Below are 19,989 nucleotides of genomic sequence, written 5' to 3' on the forward strand. Positions count from 1 at the left end.
GATGCCGCCCAGGCCCGCGGAGGACCTGCCCTTGATCATCCAGCCAACCAGCCTCGCCGCCCAGCTTTGGGCCGGTGCGGTCGCGGGTACCACGGCAGCCACTACCCAGAGCTGGGCGGTGGGCACCCTGCTGTCTGCCCGGCTGCTGGCGCAGACCGATGTGGGCAAGGTGCTCCTTGATATCGGCGGCATGACCGTCGAGGCCGATGCGGCAGGTACTTCATTACCGCAGCAATTCCAGGTCCGGGTGATGACCCAGGGCGCCCAGCCGCAACTGGAGATCGTGCCCGGGAACACCGACGAGCGCGTCGCCATGCAGGGCCTGCGCGAGCGCCTGCCCATGCAGAACGGCTACTCACAACTACTGAGCGTGCTGTCCACCCTCGCCCGCCGGCCCATTGCCCGGGTGCTGCCGGAACCATTGCGTACGGCCCTGGCTACGCTGGAAGCCTCGATCAGCAAGCCGGAGGATCTGGGTACGCCCGAGGGCATGAAGCAGGCGATCGCCAAGAGCGGCACATTCCTTGAGGCCCACCTCGCCGAGCCGCGCGAAAACGCGCCGGCGGCGGATGACTTCAAGGCGGCGTTGCTCAACCTGCGCCGGGCGCTTACCGATATTCCACAGACGCGCCAGGCCATGATCCAGGCGCCATCACGCCCGTTCACCGACACCCCGCCCCCGCTCGCGCAGCGCGCCCTGGTCGCGCAACCGCGCGCCGAGGAACTGCTCGCGGATGAAGAAACCGCCGACGGCCTGGTGGCTCACTTGCGCACCGACGTACGCGCGGCGCTGTCACGGGTCGAGATCGGCCAGCTCGAATCGCAACCGCATGCCGGCCTGTGGATGGTCGAGATCCCGCTGACCGGGGTTCGCGGGTACGACGTGCTCCAGTTGCGCATCGAGGAAGGCAAACCTTCCGCAGGCGAGCCGGAAGGCATGTGGACCGTGGGTTTTGCGATCGATCCGCCGACGCTGGGCGCCGTGCAGGGCGAAGTGCAGCTACGTGGCACGCGTGTCACCGTGCGCCTGTGGGCGCAGTACCCCGAGACCGTGGCGCGCCTTGAGAACGAATTCACCACGCTGCGCCGGGTGCTCGAGAAGAGCCACCTGCAGCTTGATCACTTTGCCTGTATGCACGGCCTTCCCGTGCCGACGAACGCCTATAGCGCCGTCCTCCTCGAAGCACGCGCATGACCCAGCAGCTCCCTTCCCCGCGCCGCAGCGTCACGCTGCGGATGGCCTCGCCTACCAGTAACGGCAACACCCAGCGTATCGATGCCGATGGCGTGAAGGCGTTACTGGAGCGTGCGCAGGCCCTGGGCCTGGCGCCGCATCTCGATCCGCAGATCGCGACACTGCTGGCGGCCGTGCGTTTACGTGACGATGTGCCGAAGGAGCTGTATGCGGCGCTCTCGGCCGTCGTTGGCACGCTGTTGAACGCAACGCACGATTAAGTGAGCGGCATCACCGCTTCGTACCCATCGCGCGCAAGCGCGCTCCTACAAAACCTTGCTACGTGGCGGCTGTTGTAGGAGCGTGCTTGCACGCGATCACACGATTCCGAGACCCTGGATGCTTGCGGCCTTGGCTTCAAAGCCAGCCATTTCCGCGAAGCGCTTGCCGCGGTCGGCGTAATCCTTGAACTGATCGAAGCTCGGTGCGCCGGGAGAAAGCACGACCGTGCCTCCGCCGTTTAGCGCCGCGCGCGCGGCGCCTACGGCAGCGGCAAGATCGGTAGCGCGAAACACGTTCGCGACGCCAGCGGCTTCCAGTGCATCAGCGATGCGCGGACCATTCCTGCCCTGGCAGATGATCGCGTCGGGCGCATGCACGCGCATGGCATCGACGAACACCGTCCAGTCCAGGCCACGGTCGTGGCCGCCCACGATCAGCGCCACGTGCTTGTCGTGAATACTTTCCAGTGCGGCCAGGCTGGCCAGCGGCGTGGTGCTGATTGAATCGTTGATCCAGCGCACGCCATCGTGGTCGCCCAACGGCTGCAAGCGGTGGGGCAACGGCACGAAGCTCGCGAGCGCAGGTGCCGCGGCCCGGGCATCGAGCCCCATGAGCTCAAGCGCCGCCAGCGCAGCACACGCATTGATCGCATTGTGCAAACCCGGCGCGGCGACCTGGTCAGCATGGATCACCGCCTCGTCGCCGCGCCGGATCCAGCCGTCGGCGACGTGCCAGCCGGCGACAGCACCAAATGTGTTTAACCCCGGGTGCTTGCTGGCGCGCGCCAGCAAGGCAGGCTGCATGGCGTTGACCAGTACCCGCGACGACGCGGCTAGCAGCTTCAGCTTGTCATCCACATAGCGCTCGCGTGAGCCGTGCCAGTCGAGGTGCTCTTCGTACAGGCTGGTCACGACACCGAGATCGACGCCCAGCGCCTCACTGGTCTGGAAGCTCGACAGCTCGATGACCCACAGGTCCGCCTCGCCGTCGTCCAGTTCCAGAAGCGGCAGGCCGATGTTGCCGGCAAGCGCGGTGCGCACGCCCAACGAACGCGCGAGGTGTGCGATCAGCGCGGAGGTGGTGCTCTTGCCCTTGGTCCCGGTGACAGCCACGCTGCGCGCCCCGGCATGGCCGCCGAACCACAACGCCGTGCCCGAGGTGAACCGCGTACCCGCCGCTTGTGCGCCCAGCAGCTCAGGCTTATAGGCGGAGATGCCCGGTGACTTGATCACGATGTCGTAGCGCGAGAGCGTCTCGACGTCGGGCGGCGTGGCGATCACACCAACGTGCGGATAGGCCGCCGTCGCGGCACCTGCTTCATCCTCGCCGACATACACATCCACGGCCTGCCCCGGCAAGCGCCACGCAAGCGCATCCAGCGCGGCGCGGCCTTCACGACCAAAACCCCACACGGCGACGCGCTTACCACTGAGCTCAGCCCAACGCATCCAGCGCTCCGAGCAGGCGCGACGGCACCAGGTGGGACGCGCCGGGCTTCAACCACGGCTCCAGTGCCAGTTCCGACTCGTCCAGCTGGGGAAGAATCTCCCGACGGAAACGCGCCACCAGCGCGTCCTCCTGCCATTCCGGCCGGCTGGCCAGGGCATGCAAGGCGGCGCGTGCTTCCGCGCCTTCACCCACGCACTCAAACGGTTTGTGGTCGCGGTATTCCAGCAGCGCATCGAACGCTTCCGCCAGGTCGGTATCATCGAGCAGGTTGCGGCCGAAGATCTGTAGCAGGCGCGGCTTGGGCATGAACGGCGCCATTGCCAGGAACACGAAGTGGCACTTCGGGCACTGCCCACACCAGCGATCGGCAGGCTTCGGCCCAAGGATCCGGAAGTTCCGGTTGCAGCTGGAAAACACATTGAAGTAGTCGCCACCGAGTCGCGCGAACGCGCTGGTGACGGCTAGTTCCGACCACGGGCGCAACAGCGAGCAATAATCGAGATCGGCCGCCACCTGCGAGTGCACGTAATCGTGGAAGGTCTTCTCGAAACCGAAGCCCTTGCTCCACTGGTGGTTCACTTCCTGGCCTTCGTATTCCAGTGTGGCGACCGAGGCGGAGCGCTCGTTCGCGAACACGATGGAGTCGTAGCCGTACAGCACCGCCGCCACCACTAGGATGGCGGAGTTGATGGCAGTGACCGGGATGTGCCCGTTCCACGCGCCGAGGCGGTTCAGTTCGAACAACCCCGGCGCGAGTTCGCGCGAGATATTCAGGGTGGACAGGCCCGTGCGCAAGGCGCACTCGGCGATAAGCGGCGAATTACCGACCCATACCGCGGTGGCATCCGCACCGATCGACTTCACGGCTTCGACGGCGACCACCGAATCCTTGCCGCCACCCATAGGCAGCAGCGAGCGCTTCGGCAAGCCGATCACCGCTGCGGAACCGGTCTTCACGCCGTTGTGCGGAAAGCGAATGCGGCCACGCAGGTCCAGGCGGTTCCGATAGGCGAACTCGGCCAGGCCATGCAGGTAGAGCGCGTCGAACATCACCGCGCCCGCCTCGTCCAGCGGCTCGCCTTCCACCACCAGGGTGGGCGGGATGCCAGCCTTGTAGTAGCTGACCCCGGCCACGAGGTGGAGCAGGCGCAGGGCAGCGGCGAACGCCGCCTCACGCCCCGCCGGGATCGCCGGTGCACCCGGGAAGGTGATCCTCTCAACCAGTTCCTGACCATCGTCGAAGGCATACGCCAGCTCCGCCACACCATCAGCGTACGTATGGCGGACGAAGCGGAAGCGCTGGCTTTCGCGTGGATCGGCAAACACGGTGGTCACGGCAAAAGCACCTCGTCGGCTGCGTCGCGCAGGTTGTAGCGCGACGCCATCACGGCGCCGTAGGCGCCTCCCTGTGCAATAAGTATCACGTCATCCTCAAACGATTCGGGCAAGCGTCGGTCGGAACCAAGGATATCGCCTGACTCGCAGATCGGGCCCACCACCTGGTACATGGTGGTCGCCGCCTCGCCAAATCGGGACAGGTTCGCGATCTCGTGCCAAGCATCGTACAGGGCCGGACGGATCAGGCTGTTCATGCCGGTATCCAGGCCCAGGTAGCGGATGTTGCTGCCCTTCTCCTTCTCCTGGGTCACCCTGGCCAGCAGCACGCCAGCATCGGCCACCAGGAACCGGCCCGGCTCCATCCACACCTGGAACTGCGGGTAGGCCTGGCGCACGGCCATCAGGACGCGGTCGAGCGCCAGCATGTCCAGCTCGGTTTCGCCCGGGTGCGAAGGCACGCCGAGGCCGCCACCGATGTTCAGCACGTTGATCGTGCCGATGCGTTCGGCCAGTGCGGCCAGCTGCGAATACACCTCACCCCAGTGCGCGGCATCGAGGATGCCGGAGCCGAGGTGAGCGTGCAGGCCGATCACTCGGGCGCCCGCATCATCAGCCAGGCGCAGGAAGCGATCGACCTGCTCGATCGGTACGCCGAACTTGCTGCCGGTACCACCGGTCTTCACCTTCTGGTGGTGGCCCAGGCCTCGCCCCAGGTCGACGCGCAACACGATATCGCGACCCTGGAACAGATCGCCCCAATGCTCGACCGGATGCAGCGCATCAATGGTGATCGTGGCACGGGTCTTCAACGCGGCTTCGAAATCGCGGCGCGCGGCGAAGTTGGGCGTGAACAACAACGGCGTGCTTTCCGGCACGGCCGCCGACACGGCTTCGAGCTCACCCGGCGACACGCATTCGAAGGCGAAGCCCTCTTCCGCCAACACCTTGAGGATGCCCGGGTGGGTATTGGCCTTGACCGCATAGTGCGCACGATCGATCGCCTGTAGCGATTGCACCTTACGCGCTTGCGCGCGCACGGTAGGCAGGTGGTAGGCGTAGCGCGGCGTGCGCTCCTCCGCCAGCTGGAGCAGGCGCGGGCGTTCGGCGTGCCACCAGGCGGCCGCGGGCAGCGCGGTTTCGCCGCTGCCGTAGAGCGATTGCCAGGCGGGGCCGAACACCATGCTGTCGTCGGTGCGCAGCGCACCCGCACCAATCAACAGTTCATGCAGGCGGGGTAGCATCTCGTCGACCACGTCTTCATCCACCACGAACGTGAGGTTGAGGTTGTTGGACGACTGCGAAATGAGGTGCACGCGTAGTTGGCCAAACTCAGCCAGCACGCCCGAGAGCTTGTGCAGCATGGAACGCATGCCACGCCCCACCAGGGTGATGGCAGCGCACGGCGCGATGACCTTGACCCGGCAGACGCGGGCAAGGTCGGCGGCGAGCGCGGCGATCGCATCGGAATCGAGCAGGTTTTCCGTGGGATCCAGCGAAACCGTCACGTTGGTTTCCGCCGAACCGATCAGATCCACCGACAGGCCGTGGCGCTTGAACGCATCGAACACGTCGGCAAGGAAGCCGACCTGCTGCCACATGCCGACCGATTCCATCGAGACCAGGGTGATGCCCTTGCGCGCGCTGATCGCCTTGATGCTCGGCGCGTGCTCACGCACTTCGGGGCCGATCACCGTACCTTCGAGTTCAGGCCGGTTGGTGTCTTTTACCAGCAACGGCACGCGCGGCTCGCGCAGCGGCGAGAGGCAACGCGGGTGCAGCACCTTCGCGCCGGTCGAGGCGATTTCCTGGGCTTCTTCATAGTCGAGGCGCTGCAGCAGTCGCGCGCCGGCGACCTGCCGCGGGTTCGCGGTGAACATGCCAGCCACGTCGGTCCAGATCTCAACCCGAGCCGCCGCCAGCAAGGCACCGAAATACGCCGCCGAGGTATCCGAACCACCCCGCCCAAGCAGCACCGTGCGGCCTGCCTCGTCGCGGGCAATGAAGCCCTGGGTGATGAAGACCTCACCACGCGAGGCAAGCGCCACCGACAAGGCCGGATCCGGGTGCGGCTCGACCATGGCGGAAAGCACGCGAGTGCGCTCGTTCTGGTTCGGCAGCGCCACCGCGTGCAGGCACTCTCGCGCATCCAGCCACGTGGTGGGCAGGCCGTTCGCACTGAGGAAGGCCGCACCGAGCGCACTGGACATCAGCTCGCCGTGTGCCTGCACCGCCGCCTGCCAGGCCAGTTCACCCAGCTCGGCCGGGCCGGCATCCGCAAAGCCCGCGAGGTCCGCCAGGCGGGCACCGAGGGTTTCCGGCAGCGCCAGCGACATCTCATCGAGCAGGGCGTGGTGGCGATCGGCCAGTGCGGAGGCCGCATCCGAGCGGCGTTTGGGTTCCGTGTGCGTGCAAAGCTGTTTCAGGCCATCGGTGATACCGGACAGGGCCGAGACCACGATCAGCACGCGTGCGCCTTCGGCGCGGCGGCTGGCGGCCAGCTCGAGGATATTGCGCCAGCGTGCGGCAGTGGCCACAGAGGTGCCGCCGAACTTCATGACGATCCAGGGCGCGTTGGCAGGCAACGGCGCGTTTGCGTTTTCGCTCACGGTTCTCTTTCGTTAGTTAGATGGTTGCGGGAAATAACCCCCGGAGTGTTGCGCCGCAACGCACAAAAGGCAACGACCCCTTCCCATCCCCTGTCCCGCACGCCATCCTCACGCTTTCCTCGAAAAAGCGCCGCCCATGGAATCCCCCGGATACGCCCGCCGCATCAACCTCATGGATGCCGCCCTCATCGTCGTAGGCGGGATCATCGGCGGCGGTATCTTCCTGAATCCGGGTATCGCCGCCCAGCGCACCAGCTCCGGCTGGGTGCTGCTCGGCCTGTGGGTCGCCGGCGGCCTGCTCACCCTGGTGGGCTGCCTCTGCTACGCCGAACTGGGTGCCCGGCGCCCGCAGGCCGGCGGTAGCTACGTGTACCTGCGTGAGGCCTTCGGCAAGCTCGCGGGCTTCCTGTTCGGCTGGACCATGCTGCTGGTGATCTACAGCGGGAGCAGCGCCGCGGTCGCTACCATCTTCGGCAGTTATGCCACCTCGGTGTTCGGTCTCTCGCCCAGCCTCGTGAAGCCCCTGGCAGTAGGCGCGCTTGTCTTCGTGACAGGAATCAACCTGTTTGGCATTCGCCTCGGCGCGCAGATCCAGAACGTCTTCGCCATCCTGAAGCTTGCCGCGATCGCAGTACTGGTTGTCACCGGCCTCGCTTTCGCTGGCGCCGGCACGACCCAGGCCATGGCCGCCAACCCGACCAGCGTCACAGGGGATCTTGCAGGCGCGCTGCTGCCGGTGCTCTTCGCCTTCTCGGGTTTCAGCTACCTCAATAACCTCGCCGGGGAGGTGCGTGACCCGCAGCGCACGCTGCCGCGCGCCCTCGTGCTGGGCATGCTGATCGTGATCGCCGCTTACGTGCTGACGAACTACGCTTACCTGGCCGTGCTAGGCCACGATGGCCTCGCGACCAGCCAGGCCCCCGCGGCCGATGTCATGAGCCGGGTGTTCGGCGCGGCCGGCGCGAAAGTCATCGCCATCGGCATCGCCGTTTCCACGCTGGGCTTCTGCAATATCACGCTCGTGGCGGGCGCCCGTGTGCTGCAGGTGATGGGCGAAGATGGTCTGTTCTTCGCCAGCGTCGCCCGCCTGCATCCAAAGCATCGCACCCCGAACATCGCACTGGCGGCGCTCTCCGGCTGGGCCATTGTCCTCGTGCTGCTGGCGAATTACGGCCAGTTGCTCGACTTTGCAGCCTTCGGCGACTGGGCCGCTTATGCGGTCACCATCGCGACGCTGTTCTGGTACCGCCGCCATGTGCAGGAACGGCCCAGCTTCGTCACCCCGGCCTATCCACTGCTCCCGCTGCTGTTTCTCGCCACGGTCATCGGCGTGGTCGTCGCGTATTCGCTTTCCAAGCCGCTCAGCGCCGCGGTGGTCTGCGCCGTGGTGGTCGCCGGTCTTCCCGTTTATGCCGTCTGGAGACGCCTGTTCAGTAAAGTGGCTCGCTGAACGAAGGGCCGGATGCCACAATGGGCCGGTTCAGCTGAGGAAAGCAGATGGCACAGCAAGGCCCGACGTCTCCCGTACCCGTTCCGACCCAGGGCGCCACCGAGGTGCCGCCCAAGCCCGTACGCGAAGGCATCGACCTGATCGTCAACGATGAGCGCTATCGCCACACCGGCGACAAGGCCATGCCGTTGCTGTGGTACCTGCGCGATGTGCTCCGCCTCACCGGTGCCAAGTACGGGTGTGACCAGGGCAATTGCGGTTTCTGCACGGTCATCGTCGATGGCAAGGCCGTGGCCAGCTGCCAGACGAAGATGGAAGGCATGGCCGGCAAGCGGGTCACCACCGTCGAGGGCCTGTCCGGCAAGGATGGTTCGCTGCACCCCGTGCAGCAAGCGTGGATCGACGAAGACGCCATCATGTGCGGCTTCTGCCAGCCGGGCCAGATCATGGCGGCGGTGGATCTGCTCAATCGTCAGAAGAATCCCTCCGACGCGGATATCGACAAGATCGGGAACCTGTGTCGCTGCGGCAGCTATGGCCGTATTCGCAAGGCGATCAAGCGCGCCGCCGTCAGCCTGAAGGATACGCAGGCATGAGTGGCGAAATCCGCCTGTCGCGCCGCCGCTTCATGCAGTACGCCGCCGGTGCGGCGGGCGCCCTCATTATTGGTATCGGCACGGTGGAAGCCGCTGACCGGCCTGTGCCGATCAGCCTGCTGGGCGATGCCTGGTCGCAGATGGGTCCCTACCTGCGCATCGCGCAGGATGGCCGCGTCTTCATCGGCGTGCGCGACCCGGATAACGGCGAAGGCACGGCCACGTCGCTCGCGCGGATCATTGCCGACGAACTCGATGCGGATTGGTCCAGCGTCGTGGTCGAGTACCTCGGCCTGGGCGTGGAGCCGGGCAACGGCGAACCCAAATTCACCTACGGTCGCCAGCGCAGCGGCGATGCCACGAGCATCCCTGCCGCCTGGGCCGACCTGCGTCAGGCCGGCGCGCTCGCGCGCTGGCTGTTGTTGCAGGCCGCCGCGCGCCGCCTCGGCGTGCCGGCAGAACAGCTGCGCGGCGAAAGCGGCATGGCGGTCGCGGCCGATGGCCGACGCATCGCCTATGGCGACCTCGCCAACGCCGCAGCGAGCATCGATGCCCCCGCCAGCCCGCCGCCCGTAAAGGCGCCGGAACGCTACAAGCTCATCGGCCAGCCGGCCGGCGATATCGATGCCCGCGCCGTGGTCACCGGGACGCTGCGCTATGCCGCCGACGAAAGCATCGGTGATCCCGTCGTGGCCGTGCTGGCTCGCTGCCCTTACCCCGGTGGCACACTGGATGCCGCCGACCGCGACGCCGCGGGCAAGGTGCCTGGCGTGTTCGCGATCATTGATATCACCCCCGAGCAGGGTCAGCTCCCCGGTATGGCCGCACAGGCGCGGGCGCTGGCTGTGATCGCCGTGGATACCTGGTCAGCCCTGAAGGGCCGCGAGGCGCTCAAGGCCAGCTGGAAGCCGGGCGAGACCAGCGAACCGGGTAGCGGCGAACTGGAAAAGAAGGCACTCGCGCTATTCGACGACGATGCGGCGACGCCCACCACCGTGCGCGACGACGGCGATATCGCCACGGCGCGCAAGAAGGCGGCGCGGGCCCTCGAGGCGACCTACGTGCAACCGTGGGTGGCGCACGCCACCGCGGAAACGCCGAATTGCCTGGTCCGCTTCGATCCCGATACGCGGATCACCGTGGTCGCGGCATCGCAATCGCCGCGCCAGGCGTACACGATCGTGCAGCGCATGACCGGGTTCGGCCCTGACAAGATCGATATCCGCGTGCCGCGCGGCGGCGGCGGTTTTGGGCGCCGGCTTGAGCACGATTACATCGCCGAGGCCGTGGCCGTGGCGATGGCGAAGAAGCCGCCCGAGATCCAGAACCGCGCCGTGCGTGTGCTGTGGACGCGCGATGATGATCTCACCCGCGATTACTACCGCCCGTTCGCCGTGCACCGCCTGAACGCATCGCTCGATCGCAAGAAGGCGATCGTCGGCTGGCATCAGCGCATGGCCAGCCCGTCGACGCTGGTGGGCCGCGCCACCCCCCCGGATCGCCTGTGGCAATCCGAGTTGGTCGCCGATGCGCTGCCTGCAGGCCTCGTGCCTAATTTCCGCAGCGATTACTACCCGCTGGATTCGCTGCTCGCTCGCGGCGACTGGCGCGGCTCGCCGCATGTCACACCCACCTTCGCCAGCGAAAGCTTCATCGATGAGCTGGCCCACGCGGTGCAGGCCAATCCGCTCGATTTCCGCCTGAAACTGCTGGGCGAAGCACGCCAGTTGCCCTACAACGGCCGTGGCGGCCCGGTCGACACCGCGCGCATGGCCAACGTGCTCAAGCTCGCCGCCGAAAAGCTCGACTGGAGCCGCTGGCTGCGCAGCGAGAACGGACTGGGCATCGCCTGCGCTTATGTGTTTGGCGCCTACGTCGCGCATGCCATTGAAGTGGCGCCCACGACCGATGGCATCGATATCCATCGCGTGGTCTGCGTGGCTGACGTGGGCCGCGCGGTGAATCCGCTAGGCCTGGCGGCACAGCTGGAAGGCGCCACTATTGACGCGCTTTCAACCGCCCTCAACCTGGCCATCACGGTGAAGGACGGTAAGGTGCAGCAAACAGGCTTTAAGGATTACCCCATCGCGGCCACCCAACCCATGCCTTACGAGGTCGAGACGGTGATCGTGGCTTCCACGGCCGAGCCGACCGGCGCCAGCGTCATCGGCGTACCGTCCGCAGCACCGGCGCTCGCTAACGCCGTGTTCCGGGCCACCGCGGTACGTGTACGCAGGCTGCCCCTGCTGCGCGAACTCGCGCGCCTGCGCTAATTATCCGAACGGTTTCCGAGGTTCCGCATGTCCACTGCATCGTTCACCTCGGGAAGCGCGCCAACGCGCACCGACGCCGACCTGATCGCCGGCAACAAACGCTTCTACGACGCCCTGTGGGCCGACGCGCAGCTCTGCGCGCCCGAGCGTTTTAATACCTGGCCACTGGTCGCCGAACTCGCCGCGCGCACCACGCGCCGGCTGGAAGTGGCGCCGGGCCTGCGGCCGCGCCTGCCGCTCGCCGATACCCAGTTCGTCGACCTGTCCCGTCCCGCGCTGGCCGAGCTGCGCCGTGCCGGTGCGAAAGTGGCCAACGCCATGATCGGCGCCCTGCCGTTCCGCGATGGCAGCTTCGATTTCGTCTGTGCCTTCGACATCCTCGAGCATGTGGTCGATGACGAGGGTGCCCTGGGCGAACTCGCCCGCGTGGCCGCCCCGGGTGCCAGCCTGCTGCTCTCCACGCCGCTGCACCCAGAGGCCTGGACGGCCTTTGACGACTTCGTCGGCCACTACCGCCGCTACGAGCCCGAGGCCATCCGTGCCCTGCTCGCCCGCCACGGCTTCACCATTGAACGCAGCGCCGTCTACGGCATGCAGCCGAAATCGTCGAAGCTGCTGGACCTGGGCCAGTATTTCCTGACCCACCACCGGGCTCGCGCCATGTGGTGGTACAACCGGGTCTTCATGCCGCTGGGCATGCGATTCCAGAAGCCGCTGGACTTCAAACCCGGCTTCGACCCCGCCCCCGGGGTGGACGAAGTTCTGCTGGTCTGCCGCAAGGCCGACGTTTAAATCGAGCAAAAACAGGGGCTTTACACATGGCGCGGCGCAACTGGTTATGATGCGCCACCCTCCCCGTACCCGGATTGAAGCGGCATGCTCTATTTGATGCACGAATGGCAGCGCTCCATGCTCAGCCCGCTGTCGTATTGGGCTGAAGCTGGCGCCAAGATGTTTGGCGACCTGGCCAGCCCGTTTGCCCGCATGCCGGGTGCCGACCGCGCCGCTGCCGGGTACGAGCTCATGTACCGCCTGGGCAAGGCTTACGAGAAGCCCGAATTCGATATCCACACCGTGCACGCCCACGGGCACGACGTGGCCATCGTCGAGCAGGTGGCCATGAGCAAGCCGTTCTGCACGCTGAAGCGCTTCAAGCGCTTCTCGGATGACCAGGCGACGGTCGATGCGATGAAGCACGACCCGGCTGTGCTAATCGTCGCGCCGCTCTCCGGCCACCACAGCACGCTGCTGCGCGATACCGTGCGCACCCTGCTGCGCGACCACAAGGTGTACATCACCGACTGGACCGACGCCCGCATGGTCCCGCTGGACCAGGGCTCGTTCTCGCTGGCCGACTATGTCTCGTACATCGAAGAGTTCATCCGCCATGTCGGCGTGCATCGCGCGCACGTGGTCTCCGTATGCCAGCCCACCGTGCCGGTGCTGGCCGCGGTGTCGCTGATGGCCGCGCGCGGCGAAGCGACGCCCGCCTCGCTCACCTTGATGGGCGGCCCGATCGATACGCGCAAGAGCCCTACCAGCGTCGACAACCTCGCCACGACGCGGCCGCTGTCGTGGTTCCGCAACCAGCTGATCCACAAGGTGCCGTACCAGTATCCGGGCGCGGGGCGCGATGTGTATCCCGGCTTCCTGCAGCACGCTGGCTTCCTGTCCATGAACCCGAGCCGGCATGTCATGTCGCATTGGGATTTCTACGAGAACCTGCGCAAGGGTGACCTCGACGACGCTGAGGCACACCGCAAGTTCTACGACGAGTACAACGCCGTGCTCGACATGCCGGCGGAGTACTACCTCGACACCATCGAAACCGTGTTCCAGGAACACCGCCTGCCGAAGGGTACGTGGGAAGTCCATGGCGAGCTTGTTCAACCGGCGAAGATCAAGGGCACCGCCCTGCTCACCATCGAAGGCGAGCTCGACGATATCTCCGGCCTCGGCCAGACCGAAGCCGCGCACGGCCTGTGCAAGGGCATCGCGAAAAAGCTGAAGAAGCACATCACCGTGGAAGGCGCCGGCCATTACGGCATCTTCAGCGGCCGCCGCTGGCGCGATGTGGTCTACCCGGACGTCCGTGACTTCATCAAGAAGCACGACAAGGGGAACAGCAACACGGGCGCCAAGGGCACCCGCAAGGCCTGAGCCCCACCCTGTAGGAGCGCGCTTGCGCGCGATGGGTGTTTACCGAACCCTCGATCGCGCGCAAGCGCGCTCCTACAAGAGCAACGCCCCGACCGCGGCCATCACGATGAAGAACGGCACCGACCAGAGATGGAAGGTGCCCCACGCCTTTTTCTCGCCGAGGAGGCGTAGTGCGATCAGGTTCGCCAGCGAACCGAGGATGAAGCCGAACCCGCCGACATTTACCGCCCAGGCCAGCGTGCGCCAGTCGTGTGAGTACTCCGCCAGCAGGATCGCCGCTGGCACGTTGCTCACGACCTGCGAGGCCAGCGCGCCCGTAGCGAACAGGTGAAGTGGCTGGTGCAGGTCGAGCACGCCCAGCCAGCGCTTGATGATGTCGAGCCCCGCGAGCATACGCAGGTCGATGAACATCAGCACGAAGGTGAGTAGAAGGCCCCAGTCGATGGCAGCGAGGACCTTGCGGCGGAACAGCGCAAACACCACGACCACGCCGAGCAGACCCCACGCGGCATGGTGTGCATCGGCGAGGAACAGGAACGGCACGTAGAGCACGGCCGCCACCACGAGCATGCTGCGGTCAAGGCGATTATCCACATGCTCGTGAACTTCCAGCCGCGTCGTCGGGAAGGCGACCGCCGTCAGCGCCAGCAACAACCCCAGCGCGATCGCCACCACCGGCAACATCGCCCAGACGAAGCCGCCAAAGCCGATGCCCCACTGTTGCCACAGGAACAGGTTCTGCGGGTTGCCGATCGGCGTAAGCATCGACCCCGCATTCACTGCGAGCGCTTCGAAGATCACGAGGCGCGTGGCTGGCATGCGTGCAATACGGCACATGCTCAAGGTCAACGGGACCATGACGAACAGCGAGACGTCATTGGTAAGCAGCATCGACAACAGCGCCGTCGCCGCCACGAGGCCGAGCGCGGCAAGACGTCGGGTCGAGGTCCGGTCGATCAGCCAGCGGCCGGCGTGGGCCAGCGCACCGCTTTCTTCTACCGCTTTGGTGAGGATGAGCAGGCCGGTTAGCGCGGCGATGGTCGGCCAGTCGACCAGCGATGGCCAGGTGGGCACGCGTGAAGGCATGGCCACCGCAAAAGCGATAGCCACGCCAAGCAATACGAGGAAGAACACGTCGCGGCGAAGGCTACGCAGCGACTCGGGCAGCCATGTCATCCGAACTATCCAGCCGAGGGTCAGCTGGATGATATCGGTTCCACGTGTCGTGAATCTGTAGGAGCGCGCTTGCGCGCGATGGGGGCTTGCGCGCGATGGGGGCTTGTCGCGAGCACCCATCGCGCGCAAGCGCGCTCCTACAGGGCGGTTTCGCCCGAGGGGTGCCGGGGTTAGTCGCGCTTGCGGGGGACGTCGACCTTACCGGTTACGCCCTTGTGGTCCACATCGCCGCTGCCGGTGGTGCGGACGCTGAGGTTGCCCTTCACACCATCGACATCGAGGTCGCCCGAGCCGATCGTGCCCACGTCGACATCACCCGTAATGTCGGTGAGCTTGGCGTCGCCTGAGCCGACGGTACCGATCCGGACACCGCCCGTGATGTTCCGCGCAGTGAGGTCGCCGGAGCCGACGCTACCGACTTCCACGGCGCCGGAGTTCGCGATCTTGACGTCGCCCGAACCGACATTGGCCTTGACGCCGCCACGCACACCATCGACTTCCAGGTCACCCGAGCCTGCCGTGCTATCCAGCGAGGCCACATTGCGCACTTCGGCATCACCCGAGCCCACGTTCACCTCGATCGGCAGGTTGCCCGGAACGCTCGCGGCGACCTTCAGGTAGGAGTAGTTGTTGCCCCAGCCCATGTGCCAGCCGCCCTCGCGCTTGTCCTTCAGCTCGACGACCAGGGTATCGCCTTCCTTCGACTGGACGACGACCAGGTTGTCGGCCGCCTCCTGGGTGGAGGCGCAGGCACGCCCCTGGATGGATGGCTTGCCACCGGCGGCGCCATCCACCTTGAGGTCGTGGGAATTCGCGACAAAGCGGATGTGGCGAACACCGCCCAGGTCGAGATCGAGGTTGCGATCCGCGTGGAACTTGCACTGCGGTTCGTCGGCCATGGCGGCCAGCGGCGCAAGCATCAGCGCGGCGAAGATGAGATGACGCATGGGTAGTGCCCTCCGTTGGTAGTGCGGTATTCCGGCATAGATGCGGCCCGGGTGCATAAGGTTGCATCCCGCGTTTTCACACGAAACTGACCGTACGGCAACGGGCCCGTCAACCGGGAGCGGGGAGCCACGTTTTTCCCCATGCAAGCCCAACCCGGAGAGACAACCTATGCAACGCAAGACCCTGCTCGTTAGCGCCGCTTCCCTCCTCCTTGCCGGTTCGGCCGCCCTTGCGATTGCGCAGGATGCCGCCCCCAAGACCCCCGCCACCACGGCGACCAAGTCCACCCAGCAAGGCCCGCAGCGTGACGGCGGCCCGAAGTGGGGCCACGCCGGCCAGCGCGGCGGCGACCATGGCCGCGGCGGCTGGGGCCACGGCCGTGGCCATGAGATGAGCGGTGTGATTGGTGACCTGCGTGGTCTCGAGCGCCTGTACATCATGAGCGGCCGCCAGAAGGAGCTGCCGGCGCTGTACAACGACGTGCTGGCCAAGTCGCAGAATCCGATGGTCCGTGACTACGCTTACCGTCACCTGGCGCGCGCCCAGATGGCCCCGACCAACGTCGACGGTGCCATCGCCACGATGAAGAAGAGCCTCGACGAAAGCCTGGCCAACGACACCAAGCGTCACCAGGAGATGGAAGCGTTCAAGGCGCGCATGCAGCAGCGTGCCGACGCCAAGTAACACCTTGTAGGAGCGTGCTTGCACGCGATAAGCCAACGAAACGGCGATGCCGGATTTGTTCGCGACCTTGAATCGCGCGCAAGCGCGCTCCTACAGTTCGTTTTTTTTGACGCTGCGCCAGAGGGCTTCTTGCTCTTCCAGCGAATACGACGACAGCGTGCGGCCGGCGCTTTCGGCGATGGCTTCCATGCCACGGAAGCGGCGTTCGAATTTCTGGTTCGCACCGCGCAACGCGCGGGATACATCGACCTTCGCATGGCGCGCCAGGTTTGCGGCGACAAACAGCACATCGCCGATCTCATCGGCTAAACGGTCTTCATCGGCACCCGTATCGAACTCGTGGCGCACTTCGTCGAGTTCTTCGGCGAGCTTGTCGAGCACAGGCCGGTGGTCGGGCCAGTCGAACCCCGTGTTCGCGGCGCGCTTCTGCAGTTTCACCGCGCGCTGCCATTCCGGCAGGCCGCGTGAAATGCCAGCGAGTGCACTGTGGTCTTCGCCACCCTTCGCCTTGCGCTCTTCCGCTTTCAAGCGATCCCAGTCACGCGAGCGTGCCGCGTCGCTTTCATGCGTGACGTCAGCGAACACATGCGGGTGGCGACGCTCCATCTTGTCGCAAATCGCGGCGACCACGTCGGCGAATGCGAACTCGCCCGCCTCTTCGGCCATGCGTGCATGGAAGACGACCTGGAGAAGCAGGTCGCCCAGCTCATCGCGCAGGTCATGCATATCGTGGCGGTCGATCGCATCGGCCACCTCGTACGCTTCTTCGATGGTGTAAGGCGCGATCGTGGCGAAGGTCTGCCTCACGTCCCAGGGGCAACCGTTATCCGGATCGCGCAGGCGCGCCATGATCGCGATGAGGTCATCGATGGGTCGGGCCATGCGTCAGGGTTCCGGGTCGATGAGCCGCGCCGTCCAGTCGATGCTGGTGTCGCCGCAGGCGATGAATTCAGGATTGATCAGTGAATCGCGCGTGTTGTAGCGGAACGGGCGGCCCGCCAGGTCCAGTAACGCGCCACCCGCTTCTTCCAGCACGCACTGCGCGGCAGCCGTGTCCCATTCGGACGTGGCACCCAGGCGCAGGTAGACATCGGCATCGCCGCGGGCGATGACGCAAAACTTCAGCGAGGAGCCCAGTGCGAAGGTCTCATGCTCGCCAAGGCGATCCAGCAAGGTCGCGGCGCGTACCCCCGCATGCGAACGGCTACCGGTGACGCGAAGCAGACCCTCCGCGCGGCGCGTTTTGATCGGCTCACGCACGGCGCCGACGCCCTGCTGGCGCCATGCGCCCTGCCCCTGCGCCGCGGCATAAAGATCGCCCGTGACGGGCGCGAGCACCACGCCCAGCACGCTGCGGTGATCTTCGATCAGCGCGATGTTCACGGTGAACTCGCCATTGCGCTTGATGAACTCGCGCGTGCCATCCAGCGGATCGACCAGCCAGTAGCGGCGCCAGGTGCGGCGTTCCGCCCAGGGTGCGGCCAACGCTTCTTCCGAGATCACCGGGACGCCCGGTGTGATCTCCTGTAGGCGGTGCGCTATCACCGCCTGCGCGGCCAGGTCGGCCGTGGTGACCGGCGATGCATCCGCCTTCTGGACGATCTCGAAATCCTGCGCGTAGACCACGAGGATGGCATCGGCAGCCTCGCGCGCGATCGCGCAGACCTCTTCCAGGCACGCCTGCGGACGCGGCACGGTCACGCGGGTTGATAGCGGCCAGCGAGATACTCGCGGGCCATGAACAGGGCGGCGATGGAACGGCCCTCGGTGACATCGTCGCGCGCAATCAGCTCATGCAGCTTGTCCATGCGCCAGGGCACCACTTCAAGCTCCTCCGGCTCATCGCCCTGCAAGCGTTCGGGATACAGATCCTCCGCGAGCACGACGTGCGCCAGATGGGTCATGTACGAAGGCGATAGCGAAAGCGTGCCCAGGATCTTCAGCTTGCGTGCGCCATAACCCACTTCCTCCTTCAGTTCGCGGTCGGCGCCCTGCTCGGTCGTTTCATCGCGATCGAGGCGGCCCTTGGGCACGCCCAGCTCGTAGCGATCGACGCCAACGCCGTATTCGCGCACCAGCAATACGGTTTCGGGATCACGCATGGCCACGATCAGTACCGCACCGAAACCACTGCCCTTGAGGCGTTCGTAGGTGCGGCGCTCGCCGTTGGAGAATTCGAGATCCACCTGCTCCGCCTTGCGGAGGGCGCTGTCGGGGGCATCGCGTGTCGCGAGGATCGTAGGGCGCTTGTTCATCAGCCGATTGTAACGCCGCGGAACCGTTCGAGCGCTTCGGCGTGAATCGCCGGGGTGCCGGCGAGAACGCCACGGGTCTCCAGGCCCACCGGGCCGCCATCGAGCTGAGTGAACACGCCGCCAGCCTCGCGGACGATCACCGCGAGTGGCGCGATATCCAGGATGTTGAGGTCGGATTCGACCACCAGGTCTACGCCGCCGCGCGCCAGCAGGTGGTAATGGCAGAAATCACCGTAGCCGCGGATGCGGTTGCTGTCGCGGATCATCTGTCCGAGGACCTCCCAGCGCGCGTCCGCCGTGAGCGTCTTCACGTTACCGGTGGAGATCACCGCCCGGGAAAACGTGGAGGTATCGGCAACCTGCACTCGCTCGCCATCGAGCCAGGCGCCGCGCCCCTTCACCGCCCACATGCGCTCACCGTAGATCGGCGCGGACGATACGCCCAGGACCAGCTCGCCGCGATGCATGAGCGCGATCTGCGTGGAAAAGAACGGTGTCCGGCGCACGAAGCTCTTGGTGCCATCGAGCGGATCGACCAGCCATAGCCATTCACGGGTGATGTCATCGGCGCCGTATTCCTCGCCGTAGATACCGGCTTCGGGCAAGGCGCGCGACAGGATCTCGCGGATGGCCAGTTCGCTTTCACGATCGGCGACCGTCACCGGCGTGTCATCGCCCTTGGTGATCACATCAACGCCGGCGCGCCAGTAGTGCTGGATGATCTCGGCCGCCGCACCCGCAGCATCGCGGGCGGCGGAGAGGGCCTTGTCGAGCGTATCGGTCATGGCGAGGTTGCCGGTGCGAGCCCGGCCTTGCGGGCCAGGGAAACGGAACCGTCCGGCCGCACGGGACCGAAGCGGGCGATGAGATGGGTCAGCGCGGTGTCGCGGATGCGCGGTACCAGCGCGCCATCCAGCCGCCAGCCCAGCGGTGAGGCGGCCACGCGGGCGTCCACCGCCAGCGAACCGTCGCCGTCATCCGCCAGCGTGGCGCGCAGGACGCCGGCGGCCGAATGCGCCTTGAATGCGAGGCCGCCCAGGGTGACATGGCCCTCGGGGGTCTTCACCGCCGCCGCGCGCCAGTTCACGTCCGCCTCGAGCGCCAGCGGCCAGTTCCCTTGCAGATCGGCTTCCGGCACCTTGCCTTCGACCACGCCCACCGGGACCAGCTCACGCGGCAGGCCCGGACCGGAGAGGGCCGCAGCGTCGACGCGGAAGTCAACATCGCGCCACTGCACGCGGTCGGCTTCGGTGCGCTCCATGTGCCCGTTGAAGCGGGCCGCGCGTCCATCCAGGTGGATATCCAGGTGGGTGCGCCCCAGGATCACGTCACGGCCGAGCTTCCAGGTCACGACGCCCAGGTCCAGCCCCTCGCGGGTCATCACGCGCCCCGCGCGGCCATCCCAGACGGTTCCCGAAAGGTCATCCAGCACCAGGCCACGGGCGCGTCGCACCACGAACGGCACCGCCACGCTGGCAGGCAGGAACCAGTAGAAGACACCGGCAGCAAGCGCCAGCACCAGGACAAGCAGGCCGATCCGGCGTAACCACTTCAATCCATCACCTCTTGGAAAACTTGAGGACGCGGCGCGGCGGGGG

General features: G+C 66.3%; 18 protein-coding genes. 8 read left to right on the plus strand and 10 right to left on the minus strand.

Translation table 11 applies throughout. The features are described 5' to 3' along the window. Positions 1-31 precede the first annotated feature (31 nt). Positions 32-1,195 (plus strand): flagellar hook-length control protein FliK, encoded by a 1,164-nt coding sequence (locus tag VGN46_RS01055; RefSeq protein WP_331639685.1) that lies wholly within the window; start codon positions 32-34, stop codon positions 1,193-1,195. Next, positions 1,192-1,455 (plus strand): flagellar biosynthesis protein, encoded by a 264-nt coding sequence (locus VGN46_RS01060; protein WP_331639687.1) that lies wholly within the window; start codon positions 1,192-1,194, stop codon positions 1,453-1,455. Before VGN46_RS01055 ends, VGN46_RS01060 begins: the two co-directional genes overlap by 4 nt. A gap of 96 nt (positions 1,456-1,551) precedes the next feature. Here the strand turns inward: VGN46_RS01060 and murD are convergent, their stop codons facing one another. The 3 genes from murD to VGN46_RS01075 are packed head-to-tail and all read right to left on the minus strand — an operon-like array spanning position 1,552 to position 6,849. Beyond that, positions 1,552-2,904, minus strand: a complete 1,353-nt coding sequence (gene murD / locus VGN46_RS01065; RefSeq protein ID WP_331639689.1) for a UDP-N-acetylmuramoyl-L-alanine--D-glutamate ligase — start codon at positions 2,902-2,904, stop codon at positions 1,552-1,554. Then, positions 2,891-4,240 carry a UDP-N-acetyl-alpha-D-muramoyl-L-alanyl-L-glutamate epimerase gene (murL, locus tag VGN46_RS01070; protein ID WP_331639691.1) on the minus strand — a complete coding sequence of 450 codons (1,350 nt, stop codon included), beginning with the start codon at positions 4,238-4,240 and terminating at the stop codon, positions 2,891-2,893. The genes murD and murL overlap by 14 nt, the downstream gene beginning before the upstream one ends. Then, the gene (locus VGN46_RS01075) at positions 4,237-6,849 is read right to left on the minus strand and encodes a bifunctional aspartate kinase/diaminopimelate decarboxylase (protein WP_331639693.1); all 2,613 of its coding nucleotides are present in this window, start codon (positions 6,847-6,849) and stop codon (positions 4,237-4,239) included. Before VGN46_RS01075 ends, murL begins: the two co-directional genes overlap by 4 nt. 136 nt (positions 6,850-6,985) lie before the next feature. Here VGN46_RS01075 and VGN46_RS01080 point away from each other — a divergent pair, with 136 nt between their 5' ends. From VGN46_RS01080 to VGN46_RS01100, 5 genes are all read left to right on the plus strand, one after another. Next, on the plus strand, positions 6,986-8,299 hold the full coding sequence (locus VGN46_RS01080) for an APC family permease (RefSeq protein ID WP_331639695.1): 1,314 nt from the start codon (positions 6,986-6,988) through the stop codon (positions 8,297-8,299). A gap of 182 nt (positions 8,300-8,481) precedes the next feature. Beyond that, the gene (locus VGN46_RS01085; RefSeq protein ID WP_331639777.1) at positions 8,482-8,895 is read left to right on the plus strand and encodes a (2Fe-2S)-binding protein; all 414 of its coding nucleotides are present in this window, start codon (positions 8,482-8,484) and stop codon (positions 8,893-8,895) included. Next, on the plus strand, positions 8,892-11,168 hold the full coding sequence (locus VGN46_RS01090) for a xanthine dehydrogenase family protein molybdopterin-binding subunit (protein WP_331639697.1): 2,277 nt from the start codon (positions 8,892-8,894) through the stop codon (positions 11,166-11,168). The genes VGN46_RS01085 and VGN46_RS01090 overlap by 4 nt, the downstream gene beginning before the upstream one ends. 27 nt (positions 11,169-11,195) lie before the next feature. Continuing rightward, positions 11,196-11,960 carry a class I SAM-dependent methyltransferase gene (locus VGN46_RS01095; protein WP_331639699.1) on the plus strand — a complete coding sequence of 255 codons (765 nt, stop codon included), beginning with the start codon at positions 11,196-11,198 and terminating at the stop codon, positions 11,958-11,960. Positions 11,961-12,044: 84 nt separating this feature from the next. Next, a complete protein-coding gene (locus tag VGN46_RS01100; protein WP_331639701.1) occupies positions 12,045-13,328 on the plus strand; it encodes a polyhydroxyalkanoate depolymerase in 1,284 nt (427 codons plus the stop codon). A 72-nt stretch (positions 13,329-13,400) separates the two neighbouring features. Here the strand turns inward: VGN46_RS01100 and VGN46_RS01105 are convergent, their stop codons facing one another. Further along, positions 13,401-14,504, minus strand: coding sequence for an SLC13 family permease (locus VGN46_RS01105; protein WP_331639702.1), 1,104 nt, complete (start codon positions 14,502-14,504; stop codon positions 13,401-13,403). 170 nt (positions 14,505-14,674) lie between these two features. Then, positions 14,675-15,451 carry a DUF4097 family beta strand repeat-containing protein gene (locus tag VGN46_RS01110; RefSeq protein ID WP_331639704.1) on the minus strand — a complete coding sequence of 259 codons (777 nt, stop codon included), beginning with the start codon at positions 15,449-15,451 and terminating at the stop codon, positions 14,675-14,677. Positions 15,452-15,620: 169 nt separating this feature from the next. On the opposite strand from VGN46_RS01110, the gene VGN46_RS01115 reads away from it, so the two are divergent. Then, a complete protein-coding gene (locus tag VGN46_RS01115; protein WP_331639706.1) occupies positions 15,621-16,136 on the plus strand; it encodes a hypothetical protein in 516 nt (171 codons plus the stop codon). 90 nt (positions 16,137-16,226) lie between these two features. Here the strand turns inward: VGN46_RS01115 and mazG are convergent, their stop codons facing one another. The 5 genes from mazG to gspN are packed head-to-tail and all read right to left on the minus strand — an operon-like array spanning position 16,227 to position 19,946. Further along, entirely contained in the window at positions 16,227-17,018 is a 792-nt protein-coding gene (gene mazG / locus VGN46_RS01120) for a nucleoside triphosphate pyrophosphohydrolase (protein ID WP_331639709.1), read from the minus strand. A gap of 3 nt (positions 17,019-17,021) precedes the next feature. Then, positions 17,022-17,831, minus strand: a complete 810-nt coding sequence (gene cysQ, locus VGN46_RS01125) for a 3'(2'),5'-bisphosphate nucleotidase CysQ (RefSeq protein ID WP_414675192.1) — start codon at positions 17,829-17,831, stop codon at positions 17,022-17,024. Positions 17,832-17,833: 2 nt separating this feature from the next. Continuing rightward, complete coding sequence (gene nudE, locus VGN46_RS01130; RefSeq protein ID WP_331639713.1) at positions 17,834-18,391, minus strand: ADP compounds hydrolase NudE; 558 nt, start codon at positions 18,389-18,391, stop codon at positions 17,834-17,836. Next, positions 18,391-19,176 carry an inositol monophosphatase family protein gene (locus tag VGN46_RS01135; RefSeq protein ID WP_331639715.1) on the minus strand — a complete coding sequence of 262 codons (786 nt, stop codon included), beginning with the start codon at positions 19,174-19,176 and terminating at the stop codon, positions 18,391-18,393. Before VGN46_RS01135 ends, nudE begins: the two co-directional genes overlap by 1 nt. Further along, positions 19,173-19,946 carry a type II secretion system protein N gene (gspN, locus tag VGN46_RS01140; RefSeq protein ID WP_331639717.1) on the minus strand — a complete coding sequence of 258 codons (774 nt, stop codon included), beginning with the start codon at positions 19,944-19,946 and terminating at the stop codon, positions 19,173-19,175. The genes VGN46_RS01135 and gspN overlap by 4 nt, the downstream gene beginning before the upstream one ends. Positions 19,947-19,989 lie beyond the last annotated feature (43 nt).

The organism is Luteibacter sp., assembly GCF_036500425.1.
Taxonomy (GTDB): Bacteria; Pseudomonadota; Gammaproteobacteria; order Xanthomonadales; family Rhodanobacteraceae; genus Luteibacter.